Below are 23007 nucleotides of genomic sequence, written 5' to 3'. Positions count from 1 at the left end.
CCCGCCACCCGGGTTGTCCTGCCGGACAGGATGCGCACGGGTCGTTGACATCGTTGGCACCGCTCCCGCAGCCTAAAACTCAGCTCAGCGTTTGAAACGATTCAACGCCTTGCGGAGGCCTCGATGAAGTGGCTCAGAGCATTCCTGCCGGTGGCGGTCCTGGTGGCGAGCGGCGTGGCCGCGACGCCCGCCTCGGCCGCGCCCGGCTGGCAGAAGTACGTCGTCGCACCGTCGAGCCGGGACGTGCGGCCGGTGCGCGTGCTGTCCACCACCGGCGACGTCACCAACCCGGACGGCCTGCTCGGACGGGGCGTGGCGACGTTCAAGCGGCAGGCGCCGCCGCCGAAGCCGGCGTGGCCCGCGGGCACCACCGCGGCCGCGTCGTCGTTCCACGCGCCGAACAACGGCGGGAACGGCCGGCCGCGCACGTACGAGCCCGGCAACGCCGTCGACGGCAACACCGAGACGTTCTGGAACGACGACACGATCGGCGCCTACCCCGACGTCCTGACGATCACCGCGGGCGCGCCGGTCGCGCTACCCGGCGTCACCGTGCTGTCCAATGTGGACGGCGTGCCGCAGGACTTCACGGTCGAGGTGCTGGACGCGGGTGCGTGGCGCGTCGCGGCTTCCGTGAGCGGGAACACGGCCGTGCAGCGCGCCGTCGCGTTCGACCGGCCGGTGACGACCGCGCAGGTCCGGATCACCGTGACCAAGGACCAGAACACGCCGTCCGGCGAGTTCAGCCGCGTCACCGAGGTCTGGCCCGGCCTGGTCGCCGACCCGCCGGTGCCGTCGGCGGTCGTCGACTTCGGCAAGGTCGTCGCCGGTTACCCGAAGATCGCGTTCGCGGGCGCGTCGGCGAACCGGCCGGGCGTCCGGCTGGCGTTCTCCGAAACCCTGCAGTACCTGGGGGAGCGCTCCGACTTCACGCGTTCGGACTTCTCCGGCGGGCCGGGCACCGACCAGTACGCCGTGCCCGCGGCGCCGACGGTGTGGCGGGACACGAAGGGCTGCGCCGCCGGTACGCAGGTCTGCGCCGACGGCCTCCACGGCTTCCGCTACCTGCGGATCAGCCTCGACGCGCTGGCGTCGGACGCGCCTCTGGCCCAACCGTCGGGCGAGGTGCGGATCAGCGGTGTCTCGCTCGACTTCACCCCGTACCTCGGTACGCCGTCGACCTACCGCGGCTGGTTCGAGTCGTCCGACGAGGACCTGAACCGGTACTGGTACGCCGCGTCCTACACCAACGAGCTGGGCATGGACACCTTCCGAGAGTCCGATGTGGACCCCCGCGGCGCGTTCTCGCCGTCGCTGGACGGGAAGCTGGTGCTGCACGACGGCGCGAAGCGCGACCGGGACCCGTACGTCGGCGACGTCGCGGTGTCCGGGCTGACCCAGTACCTGACGCACCAGGACGGCACGGCGGCGCGGAACGTCCTCGCCGACCTGGCCGACCACCAGCGCGCGGACGGCTGGATCCCGCCCGCGTCGATCAACGGCTACACGCTGCCGCTGTTCGACTATCCGCTCTGGTGGGTGACTTCCAGCTGGGACTACGTCCTCTACACAGGCGACACCGCGTACGCGGCTTCGTACTACTCGCACCTCGTGAAGACGCTCGACGCCTGGTACCCGTCGGTGACCGATTCGCGGGGGCTGCTCGCGAAGGGCCTCAACGGCACAGGCGGCTACGGCGACTACGCGTTCCTGCCGCGTACGGGCGAAGTGACGTACTACAACGCGTTGTACGTCCGGGCTCTTCAGGGCGCTGCCGGTCTGGCGCGGGCGACGGGGCACGCGGCGGACGCGGATCGGTGGCTTTCGCGGGCTTCGGGCGTTGCCGCGGCGGTGAACCAGTACCTGTGGGACCCGGCGGCGGGTGCGTACCTCGATTCGGCGACGGGCGCGGTGCGCCACGGCCAGGACGGCAACAGTCACGCGATCCTGGCCGGGATCGCGTCGCCCGCGCAGGCGTCTTCGGCGTTGGCCCGGCTCGCGGCGGGCGCGTTGCCGTACGGGAACCCGTTCATGGACAACGACACTCTCGTCTCCGACGGTACGAAGCGCGTGTACGCGTTCACGTCGTTCCCCGAACTGCAGGCGCGGTTCCGGACCGGGCAGACGGCGTCCGCGATCGACCAGATCAAGCGGATGTACGGCTGGATGGCCACGCACGACCCGGGCATCACGGCGTGGGAGGGCATCGGCGAAGGCGGTTCGCACTACGAGCAGGGGTACACCTCGGCCGCGCACGGCTGGTCGACCGGCGTCGTGCCGGCGTTGACGAACGAGCTGCTGGGTGTCTCGCCGACTTCGCCGGGGTTCGCGACGTGGACGGTTTCGCCGCACCCGGGTTCGGTTTCGTGGGCGCGGGGAGCGGTGCCGACACCGAAGGGCGCGATGTCGGCTTCGTGGTCTCAGCAGGGTTCGGTGTTTTCCCTGACGGTGACCGCGCCGCGCGGGACGTCCGGCTCGCTGGTGGTTCCGGCCGGCCGCCTGGTCCTGCTGGACGGCCGGGCGGTGCGCGGCGGGGGCTCCTTGGCGGTGTCCGGCGGGACGCACACGGTGCTCGTGGTCCGGTGACGAAAGCCGTGAATGCCACTTAGCGTCCCTCAAGGTGGCATTCACGGATTTCCGGGTCCCGCGCGGAAAGTGTCGGTGGTGGTGCGTAGCGTGGGGATCGTGAAGGACCAGATGGGCTTCGATTTCGGCGTCGCGCAACCGGTGCGGCTGACGAAGGTGTCCCCGGCGCGGCTGGCGACCTTCGACGACTGCCCGCGCCGGTACCGGCTCGCGTACCTCGAACGGCCGACACCGCAGCGCACCGGGCCGTGGGCGCACAGCACCCTGGGCGCGGTGGTGCACAACGCGCTGCGGGCGCTGTTCGACCTGCCGGTGCTCAAGCGGGTGCCGCAGCGGGCCGTGGCGCTGGTGGCCGAGCACTGGAAGGACGCCGGGTTCGAGGACACCGACCAGGCCGCGCGGTACCGCGCGCGGGCCAAGGGCTGGGTGGCGGAGTACGTCGAAGACAACGACGTCAGCCACGACCCGGTCGGGCTCGAGCGGTGGGTGTCGGCGCCGGTCAGCTCGTCGCCGGGGGAGAAGCCCACGATGATCATCGAGGGCCGCGCGGACCGGATCGACGCGCGTGCGGGCGAGCTGGTGATCGTCGACTACAAGACGGGCCGCCGGGCGCCGGACGAGTACGAGGCCCGCGCGTCGCAAGCGCTTGCGCTGTACGCGGTCGCGGCGGCGCGGACGTTGCGGATGCCGTGCACGGCGGTGGAGCTGCACCACTTGCCGAGCGGAACGATCGCGGCGGCGGAGCACACGGACGAGAGCCTGCGGCGGCACCTGCACCGCGCGGAAGAGACCGCCGGGGACCTGAGGCTGGCCACGGATACTCTGGAGGCGGGTGGCGACGGGGACGTGCTGTTCCCGCCCCGCCCGGACCGGCGTTGCGCCTGGTGCGACTTCAGGCCGAGCTGCGCGGTGGGCCGGGAAGCGGCTCCGGCGGTGCAGCCGTGGGACCTGCTCGCGCCCTGAACGGGAGGGAACGTGGCTTCACCGGACACCGACGAACTGGCGACGATCCCGCTCCCGGCCGGCGAGCCCGCCCGGGCTGCTTCACCGGCCACCGAGCCGGAGACCGCGCCGCAGGAGCGGGCCGAACCCCAACGGATCGAGCCGGACGCCGCTGCACCGGACGGTTCCGCACCGCCCAAGCAGCGCGGCCGCTGGTGGCGTGGATTCACCGGCTCGCTGGCCGCCGGGCTGGCGGTCCTCGCGGTCGGAGTGCTCGCGGTGGCGGGCATCTGCCTCTTCACGGGCGCACCGGGCCCCGGCGCGACCCTGCTGATCGGCCACCCGGTGGCGGCGGTGCTGGCCCTGCTGGCTCAGCGAGTCGCCGACCGCCGCAACGGGCCCGCTGCGGTGGGAGCGGGCGTAGCGGTGGCGCTGTTCGCGATCTCCGCACTCACCCTCTTCTGGCTCACCTGACCCGGCTCCCGCCTCCGCTCACGCCAGTTCGGGCCTCAATCACGCGAGATACGCCCTCAGTCACGCGAGATACGTGCTCAATCACAGGTGATGCCCCGCTCAATTACGCGCGCGCCCCCGTAGCTTGGCCTCGCATCGCGAGTTTGAGGCTCGATCTCGGGTGACCGATCCGGAACTGGCGTGATCCGGCCGAAACTGGCGTGACCCAGGCCGGATCTCGTGTGATTCGGGCCGGAACTGGCGTGACCCAGGCCGGATCCCGCGTGATTCGGGCCGGATCTCGCGTGATTCGGGCCGGATCTCGTGTGATTCGGGCCGGATCTCGTGTGGCTGGAGCCGGGACTGGCGTGATCCGGGCCGGGACTCGTGTGATTGCCGGCGGATCTCGTGTGGCTGGAGGGGCATCTCGGGCCCGGCGGGTTACTTGAGGGCCGTCAGGGTGGTGCCGCGCTGTTCGAGCAGGACCGGGCCTGCCGCGCTCAGGCGGACCACGCCCGGGTAACCGCGGCGCTCGACCCCCACCGTGCGGAGCGTCGATCCGTCGGTCTCGTTCAGCACCGCCAGGCCGCCCTTGATCGGGATCACCAGCTGCTGCGCGAACGTGATTCCCGGGCCCAGCGCGCTGCTCAGCGTCCAGCGCGGCGAAAGGTCGTCGCGGGAGAGGGCCACGACCTTCGACCCGCTGAACCAGTACACGTTCTGGGCCGTCTGGGTCGTGGCTTCGGCTCCCGACGGCGGGTCCTGGGCGAGGTCACCGGCCGGCACGTCCAACGGGTACGCCGCGCGCTGGGTGCCGTCGCCGTTGTACGTCACCAGGAGCTTCTGGTCCGGGAGGACCACCGCCGTCACGTCGCCGGACATCGCGATCACGCGGGCGCGCTTGCCCGCCAGCACCGAACTGAAGCTGACCTGCGGCTCGTCGTCCTTCTCCGGCGCCGCTTTGTACACCGTCAGGCGGTCGGCCGGGTCGCCCGGGCAGCGCTCGATCACGCCGACCTTGCCCGACGCCGCCGCGACCGTGCCGTACGTGCAGCCGGTGCGGGGCTGCTTGCCCGCGTTGACCAGCGCCGGGACCTGACCGTACTCGGCGCTCTGCACCAGGTCGTCGCGCCACGTCGTGAGGAGGCTCTTGCCCGTCGCGGTGACGTGCGAGCCGTCGCCGACCAGCTGGGTGCCCAGCTCGGCGTTGCCGTTGCGCTGCGCGGTGATCCGGCCCGTGCCCGGGTCGAGCTGCGTGACCTCGCTGCAGTTCCGGGTCTTGTGGTAGACGGCGTTCAGCCGCCCCCACGTCTCGTTCACCGTGCACAAGGGCAGGTCACGCGTGTAGTGCCAGCGGATCTGCCCGGTCAGCGGGTCGCGGGCGGCGACCTCGCCGCCGTCCGCGGTGGCCACCGAGTCGCCGGCCACGACCGGGACCGGCGTCGCACCGCTGGGGGCGCTCCAGATTTCGGTCAGTGACCCGGGCACCTTGTCCGGCGCCGCGGGCAACGGCGGGGGCGGCGCCGCCTTGGTGTGGTCGGTGGCCGCGCTGTCGCTCGTCACGCCGATGACCAGCGCGACGGCGACCACGCCCACCGCGACCAGCGCGGCGATCACCCGGTCCCGGCCGCGGTTCCAAGGCGAACGACGTGCCTTGACCCGCGAGGCGGGCGGGGTGACCTCGACGTCTTCGAGGACGTCTTCGGAGCCGTACTCGGGTTCAGGCGCGCTTTCAGGCGCCTTTTCGACGTCGCTCACGTACCCGAACCCCCGATGGAGAAGCTTCAGTCTGCCGACGCAGGTGTATCAGAAGTCGCGGCCGGACGGCGACGGCGGCGTCGGCGAGCCGGACGCTCGGCGTTCTCGCCGGCCTCCTTCTCCGCGGCCGGGCCGGTCGTCTCCGGGGCGTTGCCGCTGCGGGTGCGGCGGCGGGCCCGGGTGCGGCCTTCCGACGACGACGCTTCGGAACCGGCCTCCGGCGAAGCCGCGGCCGCGTTGTCCGCCGCCTCGATCTCCTCGGCCGATTGCGTGCCACCGCGGGTGCGCTTGCGCGGCGCCCGGGCGCGCTTGCGCGGCGCCTCTTCCGCAGGACCGGCCGCCTCGTCGGCCTTGCCCCGGCCACGCGGGCCGCGGCGCTTGCCGCCCAGGTCCTCTTCCTCCTCGGCGGCCAGGCCCGCCCGCGTGCGGTTGGCCAGCGGCAGCCGGCCCTTCGTGCCCGCCGGGATGCCCAGGTCCTCGAACAGGTGGGGCGACGACGAGTACGTCTCCACCGGCTCCGGCTTGTCCAGACCGAGGGTGTCCGAGATCAGCTTCCAGCGCGGCATCTCATCCCAGTCGACGAGGGTGACCGCGACGCCGGTGCGGCCCGCGCGGCCGGTCCGGCCGATGCGGTGGACGTAGGTCTTCTCGTCGTCCGGGCACTGGTAGTTGATCACGTGCGTGACGTCGTCGATGTCGATGCCGCGGGCCGCGACGTCGGTGGCGACCAGGACGTCGACCTTGCCGGAGCGGAACGCGCGCAGGGCCTGCTCGCGCGCGCCCTGGCCGAGGTCACCGTGCACGGCGGCGGCCGCGAAGCCGCGCTCGACCAGGTCGTCGGCCACCTTCTGGGCGGTGCGCTTGGTGCGGCTGAAGATCATCGTCAGGCCGCGGTCGGCGGCTTGCAGCACGCGGGCGATCACCTCGGGCTTGTCCATCGAGTGGGCCCGGTAGACGAACTGGGTGGTGCGCTCGTGGATCGCGCTCGCGTCGTTTTCCTCGGCGCGGATGTGCGTCGGCTGGTTGAGGAACGTGCGGGCCAGCGTGATGATCGGCCCCGGCATGGTGGCCGAGAAGAGCATCGTCTGGCGCTTGTCCGGCACCATCCGCAGGATGCGCTCGATGTCGGGCAGGAAGCCCAGGTCGAGCATCTCGTCGGCCTCGTCCAGCACGAGCCCGCGGACCTTGCCGAGCACCAGGTGCTTCTGCTCGGCGAGGTCGAGGAGCCGGCCCGGGGTGCCGATCACGACGTCGATGCCCTTGCGCAGCGCCTCGATCTGCGGCTCGTACGGGCGGCCGCCGTAGATGGCCAGCGTGCGGATGCCGAGGTGCTTGCCGGCGCCCTTGAGGTCGTTGGCGACCTGGATGCACAGCTCGCGGGTCGGCACCACGACCAGCACCTGGGGGGTGCCGTCGCCCGGCACCTCGACGCGGTGCAGCAGCGGGACGCCGAAGCCCAGCGTCTTGCCCATGCCGGTGCGGGCCTGGCCGATGAGGTCGTCGCCGGCCATCGCGAGCGGCAGCGTGAGCTCCTGGATCGCGAAGGTCCGCTCGATGCCGGCTTCGACGAGTGCCTTGACGATCTCCGGCTTGACGCCGAAGGACGCGAAGGTCGGGGCTTCGGGCTCGACCTCGACGCCCGCCTGCAGCGGGTGCGAGGTGTCGAGCGCGGCCGGGCCGGTCTCGCTGTGCTCCAGCGCGACGGCGGCGGGCTGTTCGGTTGTGGAAATTTCTGCGGTCAGGGTGATCGCCTCTCTCGTGACCAGCGCGCACAACCCTGGGTCCCGTTCGACACTCGACCGGGAGTAAACCCTGGTCCCTGGCGCTGATGTCCAAGCGCGGAACCGGTCCGTCCCGGGAATGCCGGAAGAGGCGTGCACGCACATTGCAGTACGTCGGCGGGCCTCCTGGCCTGCCTGTTCCCGACGCCGGTATGGCGTACGGAAGCTTGATATCGAACGCCAGTGTACCTGGTCAGCAGTTTTTCGACAGTACCCGGCGCGCCGGAGCCCGTGTGATCGGTCTCGTCGCGGCACGTCCGGGCGCTTCGGCGATACCCTGCCCCCGTGACCGAGCCGAAAGAGATCTCCGAAGGCGTAGTCGACCTTCTGGGTGTGATCGCCTATCTCGAACTGTCCGCGTTCGACCGGCTGGCGGAGGACGCGCGCAGCGCCCCCACGCTGGCCGGACGCGCCGCGCTGGCGACCATGGCGGCCGCCGAGATCGGTCACTACGGCCTGCTGTCGACCCACCTGGCCGCACACGGCGTCAAGATCGAGGACGCCATGGCCCCGTTCGTGGCCCAGGTCGACGCCTGGCACGCTTCGACGCCCCCGAAGTCGTGGCTGGAGTCATTGGTCAAGGCCTACGTCGGCGACGGGCTGGCCGCCGACCTCTACCGCGAGATCGCCAGCTGGCTCGACCCGGAGACCAAGGACCTGGTGCTCACCGTGCTCGCCGACACCGGCCACTCCGCCTTCGCCGAACGCGAGGTCGCGGCCGGCATCGAGGCCGACCCGAAGAGCCGGGACAAGCTCGCCCTGTGGGGCCGCCGCCTGCTCGGCGAGGCCCTGACCCAGGCCCAGTACGTCGTCGCCGAGCGCGACGGGCTGGCCGAGCTCATCATCAGCGGTTCCGGCGACCTCTCCGGAATTGCCGCGCTGTTCCGGCGGTTGCAACAGGGGCACACCAAGCGCATGCAGGCGCTCGGCCTGGGCTGATCCCGATGGAGTACCCGGAAGTGACGACGCGGTCGGGCGCGGACATGCGCCACCGGAACGAGCCCGTTCGGTTAGCCTTGCCGAGCACATCCCTTACGAATTTCCAGCGGAGGTCCCACGTGGAGGTCAAGATCGGCATCAAGGACACGCCGCGCGAGCTGGTGGTGTCCAGTGGCCAGTCTCCCGAAGAGGTGGAGAAGCTGGTCGCCGAGGCCCTGACGGCCGGTGACGGGCTCTTCCGCATCAACGACGAGAAGGGGCGCAAGTACATCGTCCCCTCCGACCGCATCGCGTACGTCGAGATCGCCCCGTCCGACGTCCGCAAGGTCGGCTTCGGCGTCGGCGGCTGACACAGCGAGCCGGTGAAGGCCACCTCGGGACGTTCCCGGGGTGGCTTTCGCATGCCCGGGTTCACCGGATCGGTGAGCTTTGCTTGGAGTGTCGGGATCGGGGCGCCTAGCTTCGGCCGGGTGACCACTTTCGAGCCGACGGCCGTCGCGGACCTCGTGCGCAGCACCCTCTCCGCGCACAAGTCGCTGTTCCTCGCCACTTCGGGCAGCACCGGACCGTGGGTCGGCGGGGTGTACTTCGCCGAAAGCGGCGAGTTCACCCTGAACGTCGTGCTCGAGGACCGCGGCCGGACGCTGGCCGCCATCCGGGAGGACCCGCTGGTCGCGGTCGTGGTCTCGACGGGCTCGCCGATGCAGCCGTTCCTGCAGGCGCAAGCGCTCGCCGAGGTCGTCGGCGGCGAAGAGGACGCACGGGTGCGGGAACTGCTCGTCACCAAGGTCCCGGAGGCCGCGGCCTTCCTCGACGCGCCGGTCACGGCGGTCCGGCTGACCGTCCGCAAGTGGCGGGCCACCGACATCGCGAACGGCTGGCTGCCCGGCCGCGAACTGCCCGGCCCGCGCCTGCCCTGACCCTTTCAGGCGTTGAGTTCCTCCAGCGTCGTCGGGACGTGGAACGGCGGGGTGCTGGTGCCCGTGATCCGGTACCGGCCCCACGGGTCCGGGTCGGACAGTTCCCCGGTCGCCGAGTGCGCGCCGGCCTGGATCGACACCCGCTTCTTCTTGCCGCCCGCCAGGCGGGTCAGCTCGTCGTTCACCGCCACCCGGCCGTACCAGCGGTAATAGCCGTCGATCGGCTGGAAGTAGCCGCGCAGGTCGACCGCCGCCGTCAGGGTCACTCCGTCGACCACCAGGGTCGCTTCGCCGCTGTAACCGTCTTCGTCGTGCTCGCTCATGACGTTTCCTCCAACGACTCCGGGGTGCGGCCCAGCTGGACCACCTTGTTGGCTTCCAGGGGCAGGTTCGGGTCGATGATCACGCCGTTCTGGCGGGTCAGCCCGTCGATGGCCGCCCAGATGATCTGGGTCAGGTACTCGACGACCGCGTCGCGGCTCATCGACCGGCGGTCCAGCCACCACTCGCCGGTGTTCTGGACCATGCCGACGATGCCGTGCGCCCACGGCTCGGCCGCGCCGGAGTCCATGTTGAACATCCGCATGTAGTCGCCGAGCAGCGCCGTCAGCGCCGTCGCGATCAGTTCCTTGTCCTCGGCCACGACGTCCGAGGAGACCGGCTTCTCCGGCCGCCCGTGCGCCAGGAGCCGGTAGAGGTTGGGGTGCTCCTCGATCACGGTGAAGAACGCGTCCAGCGCCATCCGGATCCGCGGCACCGGCGCCAGCTCGGCGTTGATCGCCGGGATCAGCCGCTCGAACAGGATCTCCGTGCCGCGCTGGCCGAGCGCCACGTACAGGTCGGCCTTGTCGTCGAAGTGCCGGTACAGCACCGGTTTCGTGACGCCCGCCTCCGCGGCGACGTCCTCCATGCCGAGGTCGGGGCCGTGCGTGTCGAGCGCCCGCAGCGCGGCTTCGACGAACTCCTTGCGCCGCGCGATCCGGTGCTTGCGCCAGCGGTCGCGCCGGGCGTCGCCGGTCGGCTCCTCGCCTCGGGAGGACTTGCTGGACTGCTTGCCGGAGCGCTTGACACGTTCGATCACGAGAGTCATGCTACGCACAGGTAACTGTTACCTCAAGTTACACATGACGGAAGGGGTGTCGGCGATGACGCGGACGCTGAAGGAACCGGACCGCGAGAAGACCGCGGAGCGCCTGCTCAAGTCGTCGGCGAACAAGTTCTACGACCCCGACGTCGACATCGACTGGACCGCGCCGCTGGTCGAAGGCAAGCGGTACATCCTCGACGAGCGCTCCTCGCTCTACGGCACCGAACTGTGGGAGAAGCTCACCCCCGAGCAGCGCCTCGAGCTCGGCAAGCACGAGGTCGCGAGCGTCGCGACCACCGGGCTGTGGTTCGAGATCCTCCTCATGCAGATGCTGCTCAAGGAGGTCTACGAAGAGGACCCGACGTCCGCGCACGCCCAGTTCGCGCTCACCGAGATCGCCGACGAGTGCCGCCACTCGACGATGTTCGCGCGGATGGCGGCCCGGATCGGCTGCCCCGCCTACGGCCCGGTGCCGTGGCTGCGACGGCTGGCGAAGCTGATGCCGTCGATCTCCTACGGCCCGGCGCGCTACGGCGCGATCCTGGTCGCCGAGGAGGTCCTCGACCGGCTGCAGCGCGAGCAGATGAACGACGAAGGCGTCCAGCCGCTGGTCCGGATGGTCAACCGGATCCACGTGCTCGAGGAAGCCCGGCACGTCACCTTCGCGCGCGAAGAGGTCACCCGCGGCATGGCGAAGCTGTCGAAGGCCGAGATCGGCTACCAGCAGTTCGTCATCGCGCTCATTTCGTACTTCGTGACGCGGGCGTTCATCAACCCGGACGTCTACAAGGCGGTCGGCATCCGGCCGCGTGACGGCGTCGAGGCGGCGCTGAACAACCCGCACTGGCAGGGGACGATCGCCTGGGCGGGGGAGAAGATCATGCCGTTCCTCGAGGAGTCCGGCCTGGTCGGGCTGCCCGGGAAGTACTTCTGGCGCAAGTCTTTCCTGCTCCCGGCGGCCCGATGACGACCGCGTCGCGGCTCCGGGACCCCTCGGCCGGGCACCGGTTCGTCGCGAGCGACGGTGCCGCGCTGCACGTCTCGCAGTCGGGGCCGGCTGATTCGGCGGTCTCGCTGGTGCTCGTCCACGGCTGGACGCAGGACCACCGGACGTGGGACTTCGTCCTGCCGCACCTCGACCCCGGCCTGCGCGTGCTGCGCTACGACCTGCGCGGCCACGGCGGCTCGGCGCCCGCCCGGCCCGGCGGGGCCACGATCGCCCGGCTCGCCGACGACCTCGCCGAGCTGGTCGCCGAGCGCGTCCCGGACGGCCCGCTGGTCCTGGCCGGCCACTCGATGGGCGGCATGACGCTCATGGTGCTCGCCGAACGGCACCCGTCCCTCGTCCGGGAGAGGCTGGCCGGGGCGGCGTTCGTGGCGACGTCGTCGGGCGACATGGACCGGCTGACGCTCGGCTTCCCGGGCCTGGTCGGCCGGAGCGTGACGCGCTTCGAGCCACGGGTGGCGAAACTGCTGGCCAGGCTGAAGTCGGACACGCTGCGGCTGCGGCCGGGGATGGTCCGCTCGGGCGCGCGGCGGCTGGTGTTCGGGCTTCGCCCGGGCCGTGAGCAGGTGGACAGCGTGGTCGAGCAGCTGTTGGCGGCGCACCCGGCGAGCGCGGGGCTGTTCCTGGACGCGATCGCGTCCCACCGCGGCGTCGGCGGCCTGGGCGCGCTGTGCGACGTGCCGTCGGTGGTGCTGGCGGGCGAGAAGGACCGGCTTTGCCCGCTGGCGCACGCGAAGGTGATCGCGGACGAGCTGCCGCACGCGGAGTTCGTCCGGTTCCCGGGCGCGGGCCACATGCTCCCGCAGGAACGCCCCTTCGAGGTGGCCCGCCGTATCTCCGCCCTGGTCCGGGTGGCCGCGGTCAGGAATCCTTGAGGGGGAAGCCGCCGCCGATGCCGCGCCAGGCCAGGTTGGCCGTCAGGGCCACCGCTTCCTCTCGGCTCATCGACTGGTGGTGCTGGAGCCAGAACCGGGCGCTGACCTGGCTCATCCCGACCAGGCCCACGGCCAGCAGCCGCGCCTTGTCCTCGTCGAGGCCCGCGTCCGCGGTGATCGTCTCCGTGATCGCGTCCACGCTCGCCGACGTCGCGCGGTCGACCGCCTCCTGGACCGCGGGCTCGCCGCGCAGGTCGGACTCGAACACCATCCGGAACGCGCCCGCGTCCTCGCTGACGAAGTCGAAGAACGCGCCGACCGTCGCCGGGACGCGCTGCTTGTTCTCCGTCGTCGAGTCCAGGGCGTTCTGCACGCGCTTGACCAGCTCGTCGACGTGGCTTTCCAGCAGCGCGATGTAGAGGTCGAGCTTGCCGGGGAAGTGCTGGTAGAGCACCGGCTTGCTGACGCCGGCCACTTCGGCGATCTCGTCCATCGCGGCGGCGTGGTAGCCGTTCTCGGCGAAGACCCGCTGCGCCGCGGCGAGGAGCTGGGCCCGGCGCTCGGTCCGGGGCAGCCGCACCCCGCGTTGCTGCAGCCGCGTCATCTCCGTCATGCTCGTCCTCCCGTCTTCGCTTCTTCGACGGGCGGGGTCGCCACCGCGTGAAGTCGCCTGAAGATTACTCGCCGGTACGTGTGCCGCGCCAAGGGTCGGGCATTCTGGATCCGTGAACACCCCCGTGCAGGCGCGGCCGCCACTGACCCACGTGCCGCTTTCGAGCAGGGCGTTGCCGTCGCTCGACCCGCTCCCGCCGCCGTGGCCGGCGGCCTTCGAAGAAGTCGGCACCGCCCGGCTCCTCGTCCGCCGCACGCCGGGCCCGGACGGCGTGCCCGCGGTGTACGTGCACGGCCTCGGCGGCTCGTCGACGAACTGGACCGACCTGGCCGCGCTGCTCGCGCCGGTCGCCGGCGGCACCGCTCCCGACCTGCCCGGCTTTGGCTGCTCGGAGCCCGAGAACGGCTTCGACTTCACCCTCCAGGCCTACGCCGACGTCGTCGCGCGGCACATCGAGGCTGTCGGCGCTCGGGTGCACCTGTTCGGCAACTCCATGGGCGGGGCGATCTCGCTGCTCGTCGCGGCGCGGCGGCCGGACCTGGTGAAGACGCTGACGCTCATCTCGCCGGCGGTGCCCGACCTGCGCCCCGACCCGCGGCGGCTGTCGGACCCCCGGATGGCGTTCGCCTACCTGCCGCTGGTCGGTGCGCGGGTGCGGGCCCAGCTGGCCGCGCTCGGGCCGCGGGAACGCGCCGCGCAGGTCATCAAGCTGTGCTTCGCGGACCCGTCGCGGTTCCCGGAGAGCCGGCTCGACGAACTGGCCGAGGAACACGGCGCCCGCGCCGCCTACGCCTGGGCCGCGCCTGCAATGGCCCGCAGCACGTTCGCCATCTTCCGGGCGTGGTCGACGCGGGGGAAGGCGTCGCTGTGGTCGGCCGCGCCGCTCGTCAAGGCGCCGACGCTGGTCGTCTGGGGCCGCGAGGACCGCGTCATCTCCGTGAAGCGCGCCGTGCGGACCGCCCGGGCGATTCCGCGGGCCCGGTTGCTGGTGCTCCCGCGCACCGGCCACGTGGCGCAGATGGAACGTCCGATCGTCGTCGCGAAGGCCGTCTTGGGCATGTGGGAGCACGTCGAAGCGGGCTCCTGGTAGGCCGATCGGGTGACGACGGGGTTCACCCGATGATCCGCCAGTCGCCGAGAGCGGCGCCCCGGCGCTGTGGCACTCTGGTGCGGTGGACCGGGTGAAGCAGGACGCGCGAGGCGAAGATCGGCGGCCGCCCCACCGCGCGTCGGCTCGCCGGGCGTCGCAGGAGCCCGAAGACTCTCCCCGCACCGGGCAGTACCGCCCGTCGAAGGCGCCGGCCTTGCGCGTCGACGAGGACCGCTACCGCCCGGGCGGGCGGCGGACCAGCGCCGAGCCGCTGAGCGCTTCCTGGCAGCCGCGCGTCGAACCCCCGCGGGAGAAGCAGGCGGTGGAGGCGCCGAAGTCGGGCCTCGCGAAGTTCACGAAGACCTATGGCTGGCGCGTCTACGCCCTGCCGATCCTGGTCGTGCTGACCGTGCTGGTCGTGGTCAACACGGCCAACAGCCCGGCCCAGCCGATCGCCGAGCAGGGCACCGCCGCGCCCGGCGCCGAGTCGGCGGGCGGCGACACCTCCGGTGGCGCCATCGACGGCAACGGCGAGCAGGCCATCCCGGAAAACCCGGCCACCCCGGTCGACCTCAAGGTGCCGACCGCGGACCTGCCGAACGGCATCCCGTTCACCCAGGCCGGCGCCGGCAAGTGGCACGTCGTCCCGGGCAGCGGCCCGAAGGTCGGCAACGGGAAGCTGTACACCTACACCATCGAGGTCGAAGACGGCATCGACCCGGCGAGTTACGCCGGTGACGACGCCTTCGCCACGGCCGTCGAGGGGACCCTGTCGAACCCGGCCCAGGGCTGGACCTGGGACGGCAAGATCGCGTTCCAGCGGGTGGACGCCAGCTTCCCGAACCCGTCCTTCAAGGTGAGCCTCACCACGCCGGAGACCACCCACCGGCCGGACGCCTGCGGGTTCCAGATCAAGTTCGAGGCCTCCTGCTACCGCAAGAGCCTCGGCCGCGTGCTGATCAACCTGGCCCGCTGGGTGCGCGGCGCCAAGGCGTACGGCGCCGACATGACCGGGTACCGGCAGTACGCCATCAACCACGAGGTCGGCCACGCCCTGGGCAACCAGCACGTCGGCTGCGGGGGCAACGACCAGCCGGCGCCGGTGATGATGCAGCAGTCCTTCGGCGTCAACGACGACTACGTGGCGATGCTCAACGACATCCCCGGCGGCGACAGGGGCAAGGTGGCCAAGGACGGCCGCATCTGCAAGACCAACTCCTGGCCCAACCCCACGCCGTAGGGCCGGGGGCTCCGCAAGACGGTGTATCCCAGCATCTGGACCTGGGAAGGCTTATTTGCCCGCGCGCGTTGTGCATAGTGGGATGGACGCGATCCGCGCGAGATGGAGGACCCGATGTCAGCACTGCCGCCGCTCGTCGAGCCGGCTGCCGAGCTCACCAAGGACGAGGTGGCCCGGTACAGCCGTCACCTGATCATCCCGGACGTCGGGGTGACCGGGCAGAAGCGGCTGAAGAACGCGAAGGTCCTGGTGATCGGGGCCGGCGGCCTCGGCAGCCCCGCGCTGCTGTACCTGGCCGCGGCCGGGGTCGGCACGCTCGGCATCGTCGACTTCGACGTCGTGGACGAGTCGAACCTGCAGCGCCAGGTCATCCACGGCCAGTCCGACGTCGGCAAGCTCAAGGCCGCCTCCGCGCAGGAGTCGATCGCCGACGTCAACCCGTTCGTCAAGGTGCACCTGCACACCGACCGGCTGGACTCGTCGAACGCGCTGGAGATCTTCGAGCAGTACGACCTGATCGTCGACGGCACCGACAACTTCGCCACCCGCTACCTGGTCAACGACGCCGCGGTGCTGCTGGGCAAGCCGTACGTCTGGGGCTCGATCTTCCGGTTCGAGGGCCAGGTCAGCGTGTTCTGGGAGGACGCGCCGAACGGCAAGGGCCTCAACTACCGCGACCTCTACCCGGAGCCGCCGCCCCCGGGCATGGTCCCGTCCTGCGCCGAGGGTGGCGTGCTGGGCGTGCTGTGCGCGTCCATCGGTTCGATCATGGTGACCGAGGCGATCAAGCTCATCACCGGCATCGGCGAGCCGCTGCTCGGCCGCCTGATCAGCTACGACGCGCTGGACATGAAGTACCGCGAGGTGAAGATCCGCAAGGATCCGGACACCCCGAAGATCACCGAGCTGATCGACTACGAGGCGTTCTGCGGGGTCGTGTCCGACGAGGCAGCTTCCGCGGCGTCGGGCAGCACCATCACCCCGGCCGAGCTCAAGGCCAAGTTCGACAGCGGCGAGAACTTCGCCCTGATCGACGTCCGCGAGCCGCACGAGTACGAGATCGTCAACATCAAGGGCGCGACGCTGATCCCGAAGGACCGGATCCTCTCGGGCGAGGCGCTCTCTGAGCTGCCGCAGGACAAGCCGATCGTCCTGCACTGCAAGTCCGGTGCCCGGTCCGCCGAGGCCCTCGCCGCGCTGCACGCGGCCGGCTTCAAGGACGCGACGCACCTCGGCGGCGGCGTCCTCGCCTGGGCGAAGCAGATCGACCCGAGCCTGCCGACCTACTGACCGTGGTGATCCGGGAAGGCCACCTTGACGGACCAAGTGTCCGTCAAGGTGGCCTTCCCGGCTTTCGGCCCGGGTCGCGGTAGCGTCGGGCCGTGCGGTCAACACTGGAGCGTCCTCCGGCGCACGTCTGCGCGGCCTTCGGCGGCGTCGCCGACGGCAGCGAACGGCTGCCGGACTCGACGGCGTGGCGCTGCGGCGCCCTCGTGCTCAAGCCGGTCACCGACCAGGCCAGGACGCTGTGGACCGCCCACGCGCTCGACTACGTGCGCGAACCCGGGCTGCGGGTCGCGAAGCCGGTCCGGTCCACCGACGGCCGCTGGATCGTCGGCGGCTGGACGGCGTCGCGGTTCCTGCCCGGCACGCCGGAGCACCGCGGTGACGCGTCCGTGTTGGCGGCGGTGAAGCTGCACCGGGCCACGGCCGGCCTGCCGCGCCCGGAGTTCCTCGACGCGCGCGCGGACATCGACGCGGTCGCCGACCGCGTCGCCTGGGAGGAGCTCGACGTCCCGCTCGAGGAGACGAAGGGCGGCCGCTGGTTCGAGGTCCTCGCCGGTGCCCGCCGCCCGATCCGGCTGCCTTCGCAGGTGGCCCACGGCGAACTGCTGGCGGGGCTCCTGTTCGACGACGACGACGTTCCCGGCGTCGTCGACTTCGTGCCGTACTACCGGCCGGGCGAGTACGGCGCGGCGATCGTCGCGGTCGACGCGCTCGCCTGGGGTGGTGCGGGCCGGGAGCTGCTCGAACGCTGGGCGCACCTGCCGGAGTGGCCGCAGCTGCTGCTGCGCGCGGTGCTGTTCCGGCTGGCGGCCAACGCGCTGAACCCCCGTTCGACGCAGGCGTCGCTGGACGGCTTGCGGGCCGCGGCGCGCGAGGTGTCCGGGGTCTTGTGACCGACGCACCACTCCGGGATGATGGCGTCGTGATCACTTACCGAAAGGGCCATGCCGCGTAGGCGCCCCGGAAGCCTGCGCCGCACCCGCCGACTCGTCGTCGCGGGGCCGCCGCCGGCCAAGATCCCTTACCTCTCGCGCCGCGCCATGCGGCAGCTCGCCTTCGCCGAAGCAGACGCCGGACTGTCGCCCGGTGCCGTCGCCGGCGCGCTCCGGGTCTGGCGGTACGGCACCCGGCCGCCCTTCCGCCTTTCGGAGCCGGTCTGTCCCTGCCCCGGCTGCGATCCGGTCGGGACCCGGGCCTACCTCGCGCAGCTGCTGAGCGATCTGCCGCGCCGGGAACGGGCGCTGATCGGGACCGAGCTGGCCAAGGTCGACCGCCGGTACCTGGCGCGGACGCTGCCCGACCCGTTCAGCGCAGCGGAGTGGTGGTTCGAACGGCGGCTCTCCGACCAGGAGGGCTGGGGGCCCTTGTGACCGACGTCGCAGGCGCCGTGCTTCATGTGCCGTTCGGGCCCGCTGACCTCCCGACTCCCGGTCCGTGGACGCCGATCTCACCGGCCGGGCACCGGAAGTCCCGCCGCAATGTCAACTGCCTGAAACATTCGGTCGAATCCGGTTAACAAGGCCTCCTTAGCGTCAGGGCAAGCCCGAAACGCCGAGGAGGTGCCCGATGCCGCAGGTCGACACCCACTGCCCGTACTGCGCGCTGCAGTGCGGGATGAGCCTCGACGGCGCCCGCGTGACGCCGCGGGACTTCCCGGTCAACGCCGGCGGCCTCTGCCAGAAGGGCTGGACCTCCGGTGCCCTCCTCACCTCGCCGCAGCGGCTGACCACCCCGATGCTGCGCGTGAACGGCGCGCTCGAGCCGGTCAGCTGGGACTTCGCCCTCGACCACATCGCCCGGAAACTCACCGAACTGAAGAAGGCCCACGGCCCGGACGCCACCGCGATCTTCGGCGGCGGCGGCTTGACCAACGAAAAGGCCTACCTGCTCGGCAAGTTCGCCCGCGTCGCGCTCGGCACCTCGCAGATCGACTACAACGGCCGGTTCTGCATGTCCTCGGCCGCCGCGGCGGGCATCAAGGCCTTCGGGGCCGACCGGGGGATGCCGTTCCCCGTCACGGACCTCAAGAACGCCGACGTCGTGCTGCTCGCCGGCGCGAACCCGGCCGAGACGATGCCGCCGTTCACCCAGCACCTGCGCGGCACGGACCTGATCGTCGTCGACCCGCGGCGCACCCCGACCGCCGAGCTGGCCAGCCTGCACCTGGCGCCCGCGCCGGGCACGGACCTTGCACTGGCGCTGGGCATCCTGCACGCCGTCGTCGCCGGCGGTCACCTCGACCAGTCCTATGTGGACGACCGGACGAACGGCTTCGCGGAGATGTGGCGGATCGCCGCGTCGTGGTGGCCGGAGCGCGCCGAGCGCGTCACCGGCGTCTCGGCCGCCGACATGCGCCTCGCCGCCGAAAAGCTCGCCGCCGCCCGCAACGCCTACATCCTCACCGCCCGCGGCACCGAGCAGCACGCCACCGGCACCGCGACCGTCGGTGCCTGGATCAACCTCGCGCTGAGCCTCGGCCTGCCCGGCCGCCAGGGTTCCGGCTACGGCTGCCTCACCGGCCAGGGCAACGGCCAGGGCGGGCGCGAGCACGGCCAGAAGGCCGACCAGCTGCCCGGCTACCGCAAGCTCGACGACCCGGCCGCGCGCGAGTACGTCGCCGGCGTGTGGGGCGTCGACGCGGACAGCCTGCCCGGCCCCGGCCGCTCGGCGAGCGAACTGCTCGAAGCGCTCGGGCAGGAGAACGGCCCCAAGGCGCTGATGGTGTTCGGCAGCAACGTGGTCGTCTCGGCGCCGCGCTCGCAGCGCGTCCAGGACCGGCTGGCTTCGCTGGACTTCCTGGTCGTCGCGGACTTCGTGCTGTCGGAGACCGCGGCCATGGCCGACGTCGTCCTGCCGGTCACCCAGTGGGCCGAAGAGGACGGCACGCTCACCAACCTCGAAGGCCGGGTCCTGCTGCGGCGCAAGGCCCTGGACCCGCCGGTCGGCGTCCGGTCCGACCTGGACGTCCTCGCCGAGCTCGCGCGACGGCTGGGACAGCCCGAGGAACGCTTCCCCGCCGACGCCGAGACCGTCTTCGAGGAACTGCGGATCGCGTCGAAGGGCGGCACCGCCGACTACTCCGGCGTCAGCTACGACCGGCTGCGCGCCGGCGAGGCGCTGCACTGGCCGGTCCCGGCGAACGACCACCCCGGCACGCCGCGGATGTTCCTCGACGCCTTCGCCCACCCGGACGGCCGCGCGCGGTTCGTGCCGGTCGAGCACACCGGCCCCGCCGAGCTGCCGGACGACGAGTTCCCCTTGCAAGCCACCACCGGCCGCGTGCTGCAGCACTACCAGTCGGGTGCGCAGACGCGGCTGATCGACGAGCTCAACGACGTCGTGCCGGAGGCGTTCGTCGAGGTCCACCCGGACACCGCGAAGCGCGCCGGGCTCGAAGAAGGCGACCGGGCGGTGGTCCGGTCGCGGCGCGGCGAGACCGTGGCCAAGGTGCGGTTCGTCCAGAGCCTCAAGCCCGACCTGGTCTTCCTGCCGTTCCACTTCCCCGGGGCGCAGCGCGCCAACCTGTTCACCAACCCGGCGCTCGACCCGGTTTCCCGGATGCCGGAGTTCAAGGTGTGTGCCGTTTCCTTGTCTACTGTGGATGGTGCCGCATGAGCCCCCGTGAAGTCGTCATCGTCGGGTACGGCATGGCCGGCGCCCGCCTGGCCGACGAGATCCGCCGCCGCGACCCGATCGCCGAGCGGGTCCGGCTGACCGTGCTCGGCGCGGAAAAGCACGCCGCCTACAACCGGGTGCTGCTGTCCGCCGTCGTCGCGGGCGGGATGAGCGCCGAAAGCGTCCGCCTGCACGACGACGAGTGGGCCGCGCGCCACAACATCGACCTGCGGCTCGGCGTCGACGTCTCCCGCATCGACCGCGAGAAGCGCTGCATCGAACTGGGCGACGGATCCTCCGTGGACTACGACGCCCTGGTGCTCGCCACCGGCGCGAACCCGTGGATCCCGCCGGTCGAGGGCCTCGAAGCCGGGCCCGGCGTGGTCGCCTTCCGCAGCCTCGACGACTGCGCCAAGATCCTCGACGCCGCCCGCTTCGGCGCGCCGGTCGCGGTGCTCGGCGGCGGCCTGCTCGGCCTCGAAGCCGCCCGCGGCCTGGCCGGGCGCGGCAACCAGGTGACCGTGGTGCACCCGCTGGGCCACGTCATGGAACGCCAGCTCGACGCCGCCGCCGGGCACGTGCTGGCCCGCCAGCTCACCGAGATGGGCGTGACGTTCAAGTTCGGCGCCACCGCCGCCCGCTACCTGCCCGGCGACGGGCTCAAGCTCGACGACGGCAGCCTCGTCCCGGCCGACCTGGTCGTGGTCGCCGCCGGCGTCCGCGCCGAGACGAGCCTGGCCACGGAAGCCGGCCTGGACGTCGACATGGGCATCCTCGTGGACGACACGCTGCGCACCAGCGACGGCCGCATCCACGCCCTCGGCGACTGCGCCCGCCACCCCGGTGCCCCGGCCGGGCTGATCCAGCCCGCGTGGGAGCAGGCCGAGGTGCTGGCCGACGTCCTGACCGGCACGAACGCGGCGGCCCGCTACCGCGGCACGACGGCCGTCACCCGGCTCAAGGCCCGCGGCATCGACCTCGCCGCGCTGGGCGAGACGCAGCTCGAAGCATCCGACGGCGGCGCCGAGGTGCTGACCTTCAACGACCCCACCGGCGGCCGGTACGGCAAGCTCGTCGTCCGCGAAAACCGCGTCGCCGGGGCGATCCTGCTCGGCCTGCCCGACGCGGCCGCGACCATCACCCAGTTCCACGACCGCGGCACGCTGCTGCCCGACGACCGGCTCGCCGTCCTGCTGGGCCGCGCGCTGCCCACCGGCTCCACCCCGGCGGCCAGCCCGGCCGACCTGCCCGCGGCGGCGGTGATCTGCCGCTGCAACAACGTCACCAAGGGCCGGTTGATCGAAGCCTGGAAGGCCGGGGCCACCGACACTCCCGCACTGGCGCGGGCCACGCGAGCCACGACGGGATGCGGCGGGTGCTCCGACGCCGTCGGCGGCATCGCCAACTGGCTCGCCGCGCAATGACCATCACGAACCGCCGCACGAAGGAGACCACTGTGGCCCACCAAGGCAAGCACTGGATCGAGCACTGGGAACCGGAGAACGAGGAGTTCTGGGAGTCGACGGGCAAGAAGATCGCCCGCCGCAACCTCTGGTTCTCGGTCTTCGCCGAGCACATCGGCTTCTCCGTCTGGACCCTGTGGTCGGTCATCGTCCTGTTCATGGGCAAGGACTACGGCTTCACCGCCGCCGACAAGTTCCTCCTGGTCTCGACGCCGACGCTGATCGGCGGCCTGATGCGGCTGCCCTACACCTTCGCCGTGGCGAAGTTCGGCGGCCGCAACTGGACGGTCGTCAGCGCGCTCCTGCTGCTGATCCCGGCCGTGCTGGCCGCGGTCGTGCTGCACCCGGGCACGTCGCTCGGCACGTTCCTGCTGGTCGCGGCGCTCGGCGGCGTCGGCGGCGGCAACTTCGCGTCGTCGATGACGAACATCAACACCTTCTACCCGGAGAAGCACAAGGGCTGGGCGCTGGGCCTCAACGCCGGCGGCGGCAACCTCGGCGTCGCGGCGATCCAGCTGATCGGCCTCCTGGTGATCGGCACGGTGGGCGCGACCGCGCCGCGGCTGGTGCTCTACATCTACATCCCGCTGATCGTGGTCGCCGCCGTGCTCGCGTACTTCTACATGGACAACCTCGCCACCGTGAAGGGCGACACCAAGGCGATGCGCGAGGTCGTCAAGGAGCCGCACACCTGGGTGATGTCGTTCCTCTACATCGGCACGTTCGGCTCCTTCATCGGCTACAGCTTCGCCTTCGGCCTGGTGCTGCAGAACCAGTTCGGCCGCACCCCGCTGCAGGCGGTCGCGGTGACGTTCCTCGGCCCGCTGCTCGGCTCGCTCTCGCGGCCGGTGGGCGGCTGGCTGTCCGACCGGATCGGCGGCGGCAAGATCACCTTCGCCACGTTCATCGGCATGGCGCTGGCGACGGTCGTGCTCATCCTGGCCTCGACGTCGAAGTCCCTGACGCTGTTCACGGTCGCGTTCGTCGTGCTGTTCGTGCTCGCCGGTGTCGGCAACGGCTCGACGTACAAGATGATCCCGGCGATCTTCCGCGCCAAGGCGAAGATCGCCATCGCGAACGGCGCCGAAGAGGCGGCTGAACTGCTCAAGGCGCGACGCCTCTCCGGCGCGCTGATCGGCCTGGCCGGCGCGATCGGCGCCGAGGGCGGCCTGTTCATCAACCTCGCGTTCCGGCAGTCGTTCGCCGACGCCAAGAGCGGGGTGCCCGCCTTCATCGGATTCCTGGTCTTCTACGGGCTGTGCTTCGCCGTCACCTGGACGGTTTACCTGCGCAAGCCCGCCGAACAGCCCACGAGTGAGCGCGGTCTGGCGCTCGCGGGAGCGGAGGTCTGA

Annotated in this window: 21 protein-coding genes; 16 read left to right on the top strand and 5 right to left on the bottom strand. The window is 71.5% G+C overall.

Features of this window, described 5'->3' with window-relative positions:
* The first annotated feature begins 123 nt into the window (after positions 1-123).
* The 3 genes from AB0M80_RS00550 (at position 124) to AB0M80_RS00540 (ending at position 4002) form a co-directional block, all read left to right on the top strand.
* Positions 124-2586, top strand: a complete 2463-nt coding sequence (locus AB0M80_RS00550) for an alpha-L-rhamnosidase C-terminal domain-containing protein (RefSeq protein WP_364556838.1) — start codon at positions 124-126, stop codon at positions 2584-2586.
* A gap of 111 nt (positions 2587-2697) precedes the next feature.
* A complete protein-coding gene (locus tag AB0M80_RS00545) occupies positions 2698-3549 on the top strand; it encodes a PD-(D/E)XK nuclease family protein (protein WP_364558502.1) in 852 nt (283 codons plus the stop codon).
* A gap of 12 nt (positions 3550-3561) precedes the next feature.
* Positions 3562-4002, top strand: coding sequence for a hypothetical protein (locus AB0M80_RS00540; RefSeq protein WP_364556835.1), 441 nt, complete (start codon positions 3562-3564; stop codon positions 4000-4002).
* A gap of 420 nt (positions 4003-4422) precedes the next feature.
* On the opposite strand, the gene AB0M80_RS00535 is transcribed toward AB0M80_RS00540, so the two are convergent.
* Together AB0M80_RS00535 and AB0M80_RS00530 are read right to left on the bottom strand one after the other, a co-directional pair.
* The gene (locus tag AB0M80_RS00535; protein WP_364556832.1) at positions 4423-5739 is read right to left on the bottom strand and encodes a hypothetical protein; all 1317 of its coding nucleotides are present in this window, start codon (positions 5737-5739) and stop codon (positions 4423-4425) included.
* A 26-nt stretch (positions 5740-5765) separates the two neighbouring features.
* Positions 5766-7388, bottom strand: a complete 1623-nt coding sequence (locus AB0M80_RS00530) for a DEAD/DEAH box helicase (RefSeq protein WP_364558499.1) — start codon at positions 7386-7388, stop codon at positions 5766-5768.
* A gap of 417 nt (positions 7389-7805) precedes the next feature.
* On the opposite strand from AB0M80_RS00530, the gene AB0M80_RS00525 reads away from it, so the two are divergent.
* From AB0M80_RS00525 to AB0M80_RS00515, 3 genes are all read left to right on the top strand, one after another.
* Positions 7806-8459: a ferritin-like fold-containing protein gene (locus AB0M80_RS00525; RefSeq protein ID WP_364556830.1), complete on the top strand. Its 654-nt coding sequence runs from the start codon at positions 7806-7808 to the stop codon at positions 8457-8459.
* Positions 8460-8578: 119 nt separating this feature from the next.
* Positions 8579-8809: a DUF3107 domain-containing protein gene (locus AB0M80_RS00520; RefSeq protein ID WP_364556827.1), complete on the top strand. Its 231-nt coding sequence runs from the start codon at positions 8579-8581 to the stop codon at positions 8807-8809.
* A 120-nt stretch (positions 8810-8929) separates the two neighbouring features.
* Complete coding sequence (locus AB0M80_RS00515) at positions 8930-9379, top strand: pyridoxamine 5'-phosphate oxidase family protein (RefSeq protein WP_364556825.1); 450 nt, start codon at positions 8930-8932, stop codon at positions 9377-9379.
* 5 nt (positions 9380-9384) lie between these two features.
* Here AB0M80_RS00515 and AB0M80_RS00510 read toward each other — a convergent pair whose 3' ends face one another.
* Together AB0M80_RS00510 and AB0M80_RS00505 are read right to left on the bottom strand one after the other, a co-directional pair.
* A complete protein-coding gene (locus tag AB0M80_RS00510) occupies positions 9385-9702 on the bottom strand; it encodes a DUF4873 domain-containing protein (RefSeq protein WP_364556822.1) in 318 nt (105 codons plus the stop codon).
* Positions 9699-10469 carry a TetR/AcrR family transcriptional regulator gene (locus tag AB0M80_RS00505; protein WP_364556819.1) on the bottom strand — a complete coding sequence of 257 codons (771 nt, stop codon included), beginning with the start codon at positions 10467-10469 and terminating at the stop codon, positions 9699-9701. The genes AB0M80_RS00510 and AB0M80_RS00505 overlap by 4 nt, the downstream gene beginning before the upstream one ends.
* Positions 10470-10524: 55 nt before the next feature.
* Between AB0M80_RS00505 and AB0M80_RS00500 the strand changes: the two genes are divergently transcribed.
* Both AB0M80_RS00500 and AB0M80_RS00495 read left to right on the top strand, forming a co-directional pair.
* Positions 10525-11433 carry a diiron oxygenase gene (locus AB0M80_RS00500; protein ID WP_364556816.1) on the top strand — a complete coding sequence of 303 codons (909 nt, stop codon included), beginning with the start codon at positions 10525-10527 and terminating at the stop codon, positions 11431-11433.
* Positions 11430-12347: an alpha/beta hydrolase gene (locus AB0M80_RS00495; protein WP_364556814.1), complete on the top strand. Its 918-nt coding sequence runs from the start codon at positions 11430-11432 to the stop codon at positions 12345-12347. Before AB0M80_RS00500 ends, AB0M80_RS00495 begins: the two co-directional genes overlap by 4 nt.
* Here the strand turns inward: AB0M80_RS00495 and AB0M80_RS00490 are convergent.
* A complete protein-coding gene (locus tag AB0M80_RS00490; protein WP_364556813.1) occupies positions 12334-12960 on the bottom strand; it encodes a TetR/AcrR family transcriptional regulator in 627 nt (208 codons plus the stop codon). The genes AB0M80_RS00495 and AB0M80_RS00490 overlap by 14 nt on opposite strands.
* Positions 12961-13072: 112 nt before the next feature.
* Here AB0M80_RS00490 and AB0M80_RS00485 point away from each other — a divergent pair, with 112 nt between their 5' ends.
* The 8 genes from AB0M80_RS00485 (at position 13073) to AB0M80_RS00450 (ending at position 23007) form a co-directional block, all read left to right on the top strand.
* The gene (locus AB0M80_RS00485; protein WP_364556810.1) at positions 13073-14050 is read left to right on the top strand and encodes an alpha/beta hydrolase; all 978 of its coding nucleotides are present in this window, start codon (positions 13073-13075) and stop codon (positions 14048-14050) included.
* Between the two features lie 82 nt (positions 14051-14132).
* The gene (locus tag AB0M80_RS00480) at positions 14133-15290 is read left to right on the top strand and encodes a DUF3152 domain-containing protein (protein WP_364556807.1); all 1158 of its coding nucleotides are present in this window, start codon (positions 14133-14135) and stop codon (positions 15288-15290) included.
* Between the two features lie 114 nt (positions 15291-15404).
* Entirely contained in the window at positions 15405-16580 is a 1176-nt protein-coding gene (moeZ, locus tag AB0M80_RS00475) for an adenylyltransferase/sulfurtransferase MoeZ (protein WP_364556804.1), read from the top strand.
* A gap of 92 nt (positions 16581-16672) precedes the next feature.
* Positions 16673-17470, top strand: a complete 798-nt coding sequence (locus AB0M80_RS00470; protein ID WP_364556802.1) for a TIGR02569 family protein — start codon at positions 16673-16675, stop codon at positions 17468-17470.
* Positions 17471-17521: 51 nt separating this feature from the next.
* Positions 17522-17947, top strand: coding sequence for a hypothetical protein (locus tag AB0M80_RS00465; protein WP_364556799.1), 426 nt, complete (start codon positions 17522-17524; stop codon positions 17945-17947).
* A 196-nt stretch (positions 17948-18143) separates the two neighbouring features.
* Positions 18144-20192 carry a molybdopterin oxidoreductase family protein gene (locus AB0M80_RS00460; RefSeq protein WP_364556796.1) on the top strand — a complete coding sequence of 683 codons (2049 nt, stop codon included), beginning with the start codon at positions 18144-18146 and terminating at the stop codon, positions 20190-20192.
* Positions 20189-21616: an FAD-dependent oxidoreductase gene (locus tag AB0M80_RS00455; protein WP_364556793.1), complete on the top strand. Its 1428-nt coding sequence runs from the start codon at positions 20189-20191 to the stop codon at positions 21614-21616. Before AB0M80_RS00460 ends, AB0M80_RS00455 begins: the two co-directional genes overlap by 4 nt.
* Positions 21613-23007 carry a nitrate/nitrite transporter gene (locus tag AB0M80_RS00450; RefSeq protein ID WP_364556790.1) on the top strand — a complete coding sequence of 465 codons (1395 nt, stop codon included), beginning with the start codon at positions 21613-21615 and terminating at the stop codon, positions 23005-23007. Before AB0M80_RS00455 ends, AB0M80_RS00450 begins: the two co-directional genes overlap by 4 nt.

The sequence above is a fragment of the Amycolatopsis sp. NPDC051045 genome (assembly GCF_040682955.1).
Lineage (GTDB): Bacteria > Actinomycetota > Actinomycetes > Mycobacteriales > Pseudonocardiaceae > Amycolatopsis.
The sequence above is the reverse complement of the archived record's forward strand: the minus strand, read 5'-3'. Positions and strand labels throughout refer to the sequence as shown.

Bases quoted from the DNA above. Each gene is read 5' to 3' on its own strand.
- AB0M80_RS00465 (WP_364556799.1), top strand. From the start codon at position 17,522: ATGCCGCGTAGGCGCCCCGGAAGCCTGCGCCGCACCCGCCGACTCGTC.
- AB0M80_RS00505 (WP_364556819.1), bottom strand. From the start codon at position 10,469: ATGACTCTCGTGATCGAACGTGTCAAGCGCTCCGGCAAGCAGTCCAGC.
- AB0M80_RS00510 (WP_364556822.1), bottom strand. From the start codon at position 9,702: ATGAGCGAGCACGACGAAGACGGTTACAGCGGCGAAGCGACCCTGGTG.
- AB0M80_RS00450 (WP_364556790.1), top strand. From the start codon at position 21,613: ATGACCATCACGAACCGCCGCACGAAGGAGACCACTGTGGCCCACCAA.
- AB0M80_RS00545 (WP_364558502.1), top strand. From the start codon at position 2,698: ATGGGCTTCGATTTCGGCGTCGCGCAACCGGTGCGGCTGACGAAGGTG.
- moeZ (WP_364556804.1), top strand. From the start codon at position 15,405: ATGTCAGCACTGCCGCCGCTCGTCGAGCCGGCTGCCGAGCTCACCAAG.
- AB0M80_RS00500 (WP_364556816.1), top strand. From the start codon at position 10,525: ATGACGCGGACGCTGAAGGAACCGGACCGCGAGAAGACCGCGGAGCGC.
- AB0M80_RS00490 (WP_364556813.1), bottom strand. From the start codon at position 12,960: ATGACGGAGATGACGCGGCTGCAGCAACGCGGGGTGCGGCTGCCCCGG.
- AB0M80_RS00460 (WP_364556796.1), top strand. From the start codon at position 18,144: ATGCCGCAGGTCGACACCCACTGCCCGTACTGCGCGCTGCAGTGCGGG.
- AB0M80_RS00550 (WP_364556838.1), top strand. From the start codon at position 124: ATGAAGTGGCTCAGAGCATTCCTGCCGGTGGCGGTCCTGGTGGCGAGC.
- AB0M80_RS00495 (WP_364556814.1), top strand. From the start codon at position 11,430: ATGACGACCGCGTCGCGGCTCCGGGACCCCTCGGCCGGGCACCGGTTC.
- AB0M80_RS00455 (WP_364556793.1), top strand. From the start codon at position 20,189: ATGAGCCCCCGTGAAGTCGTCATCGTCGGGTACGGCATGGCCGGCGCC.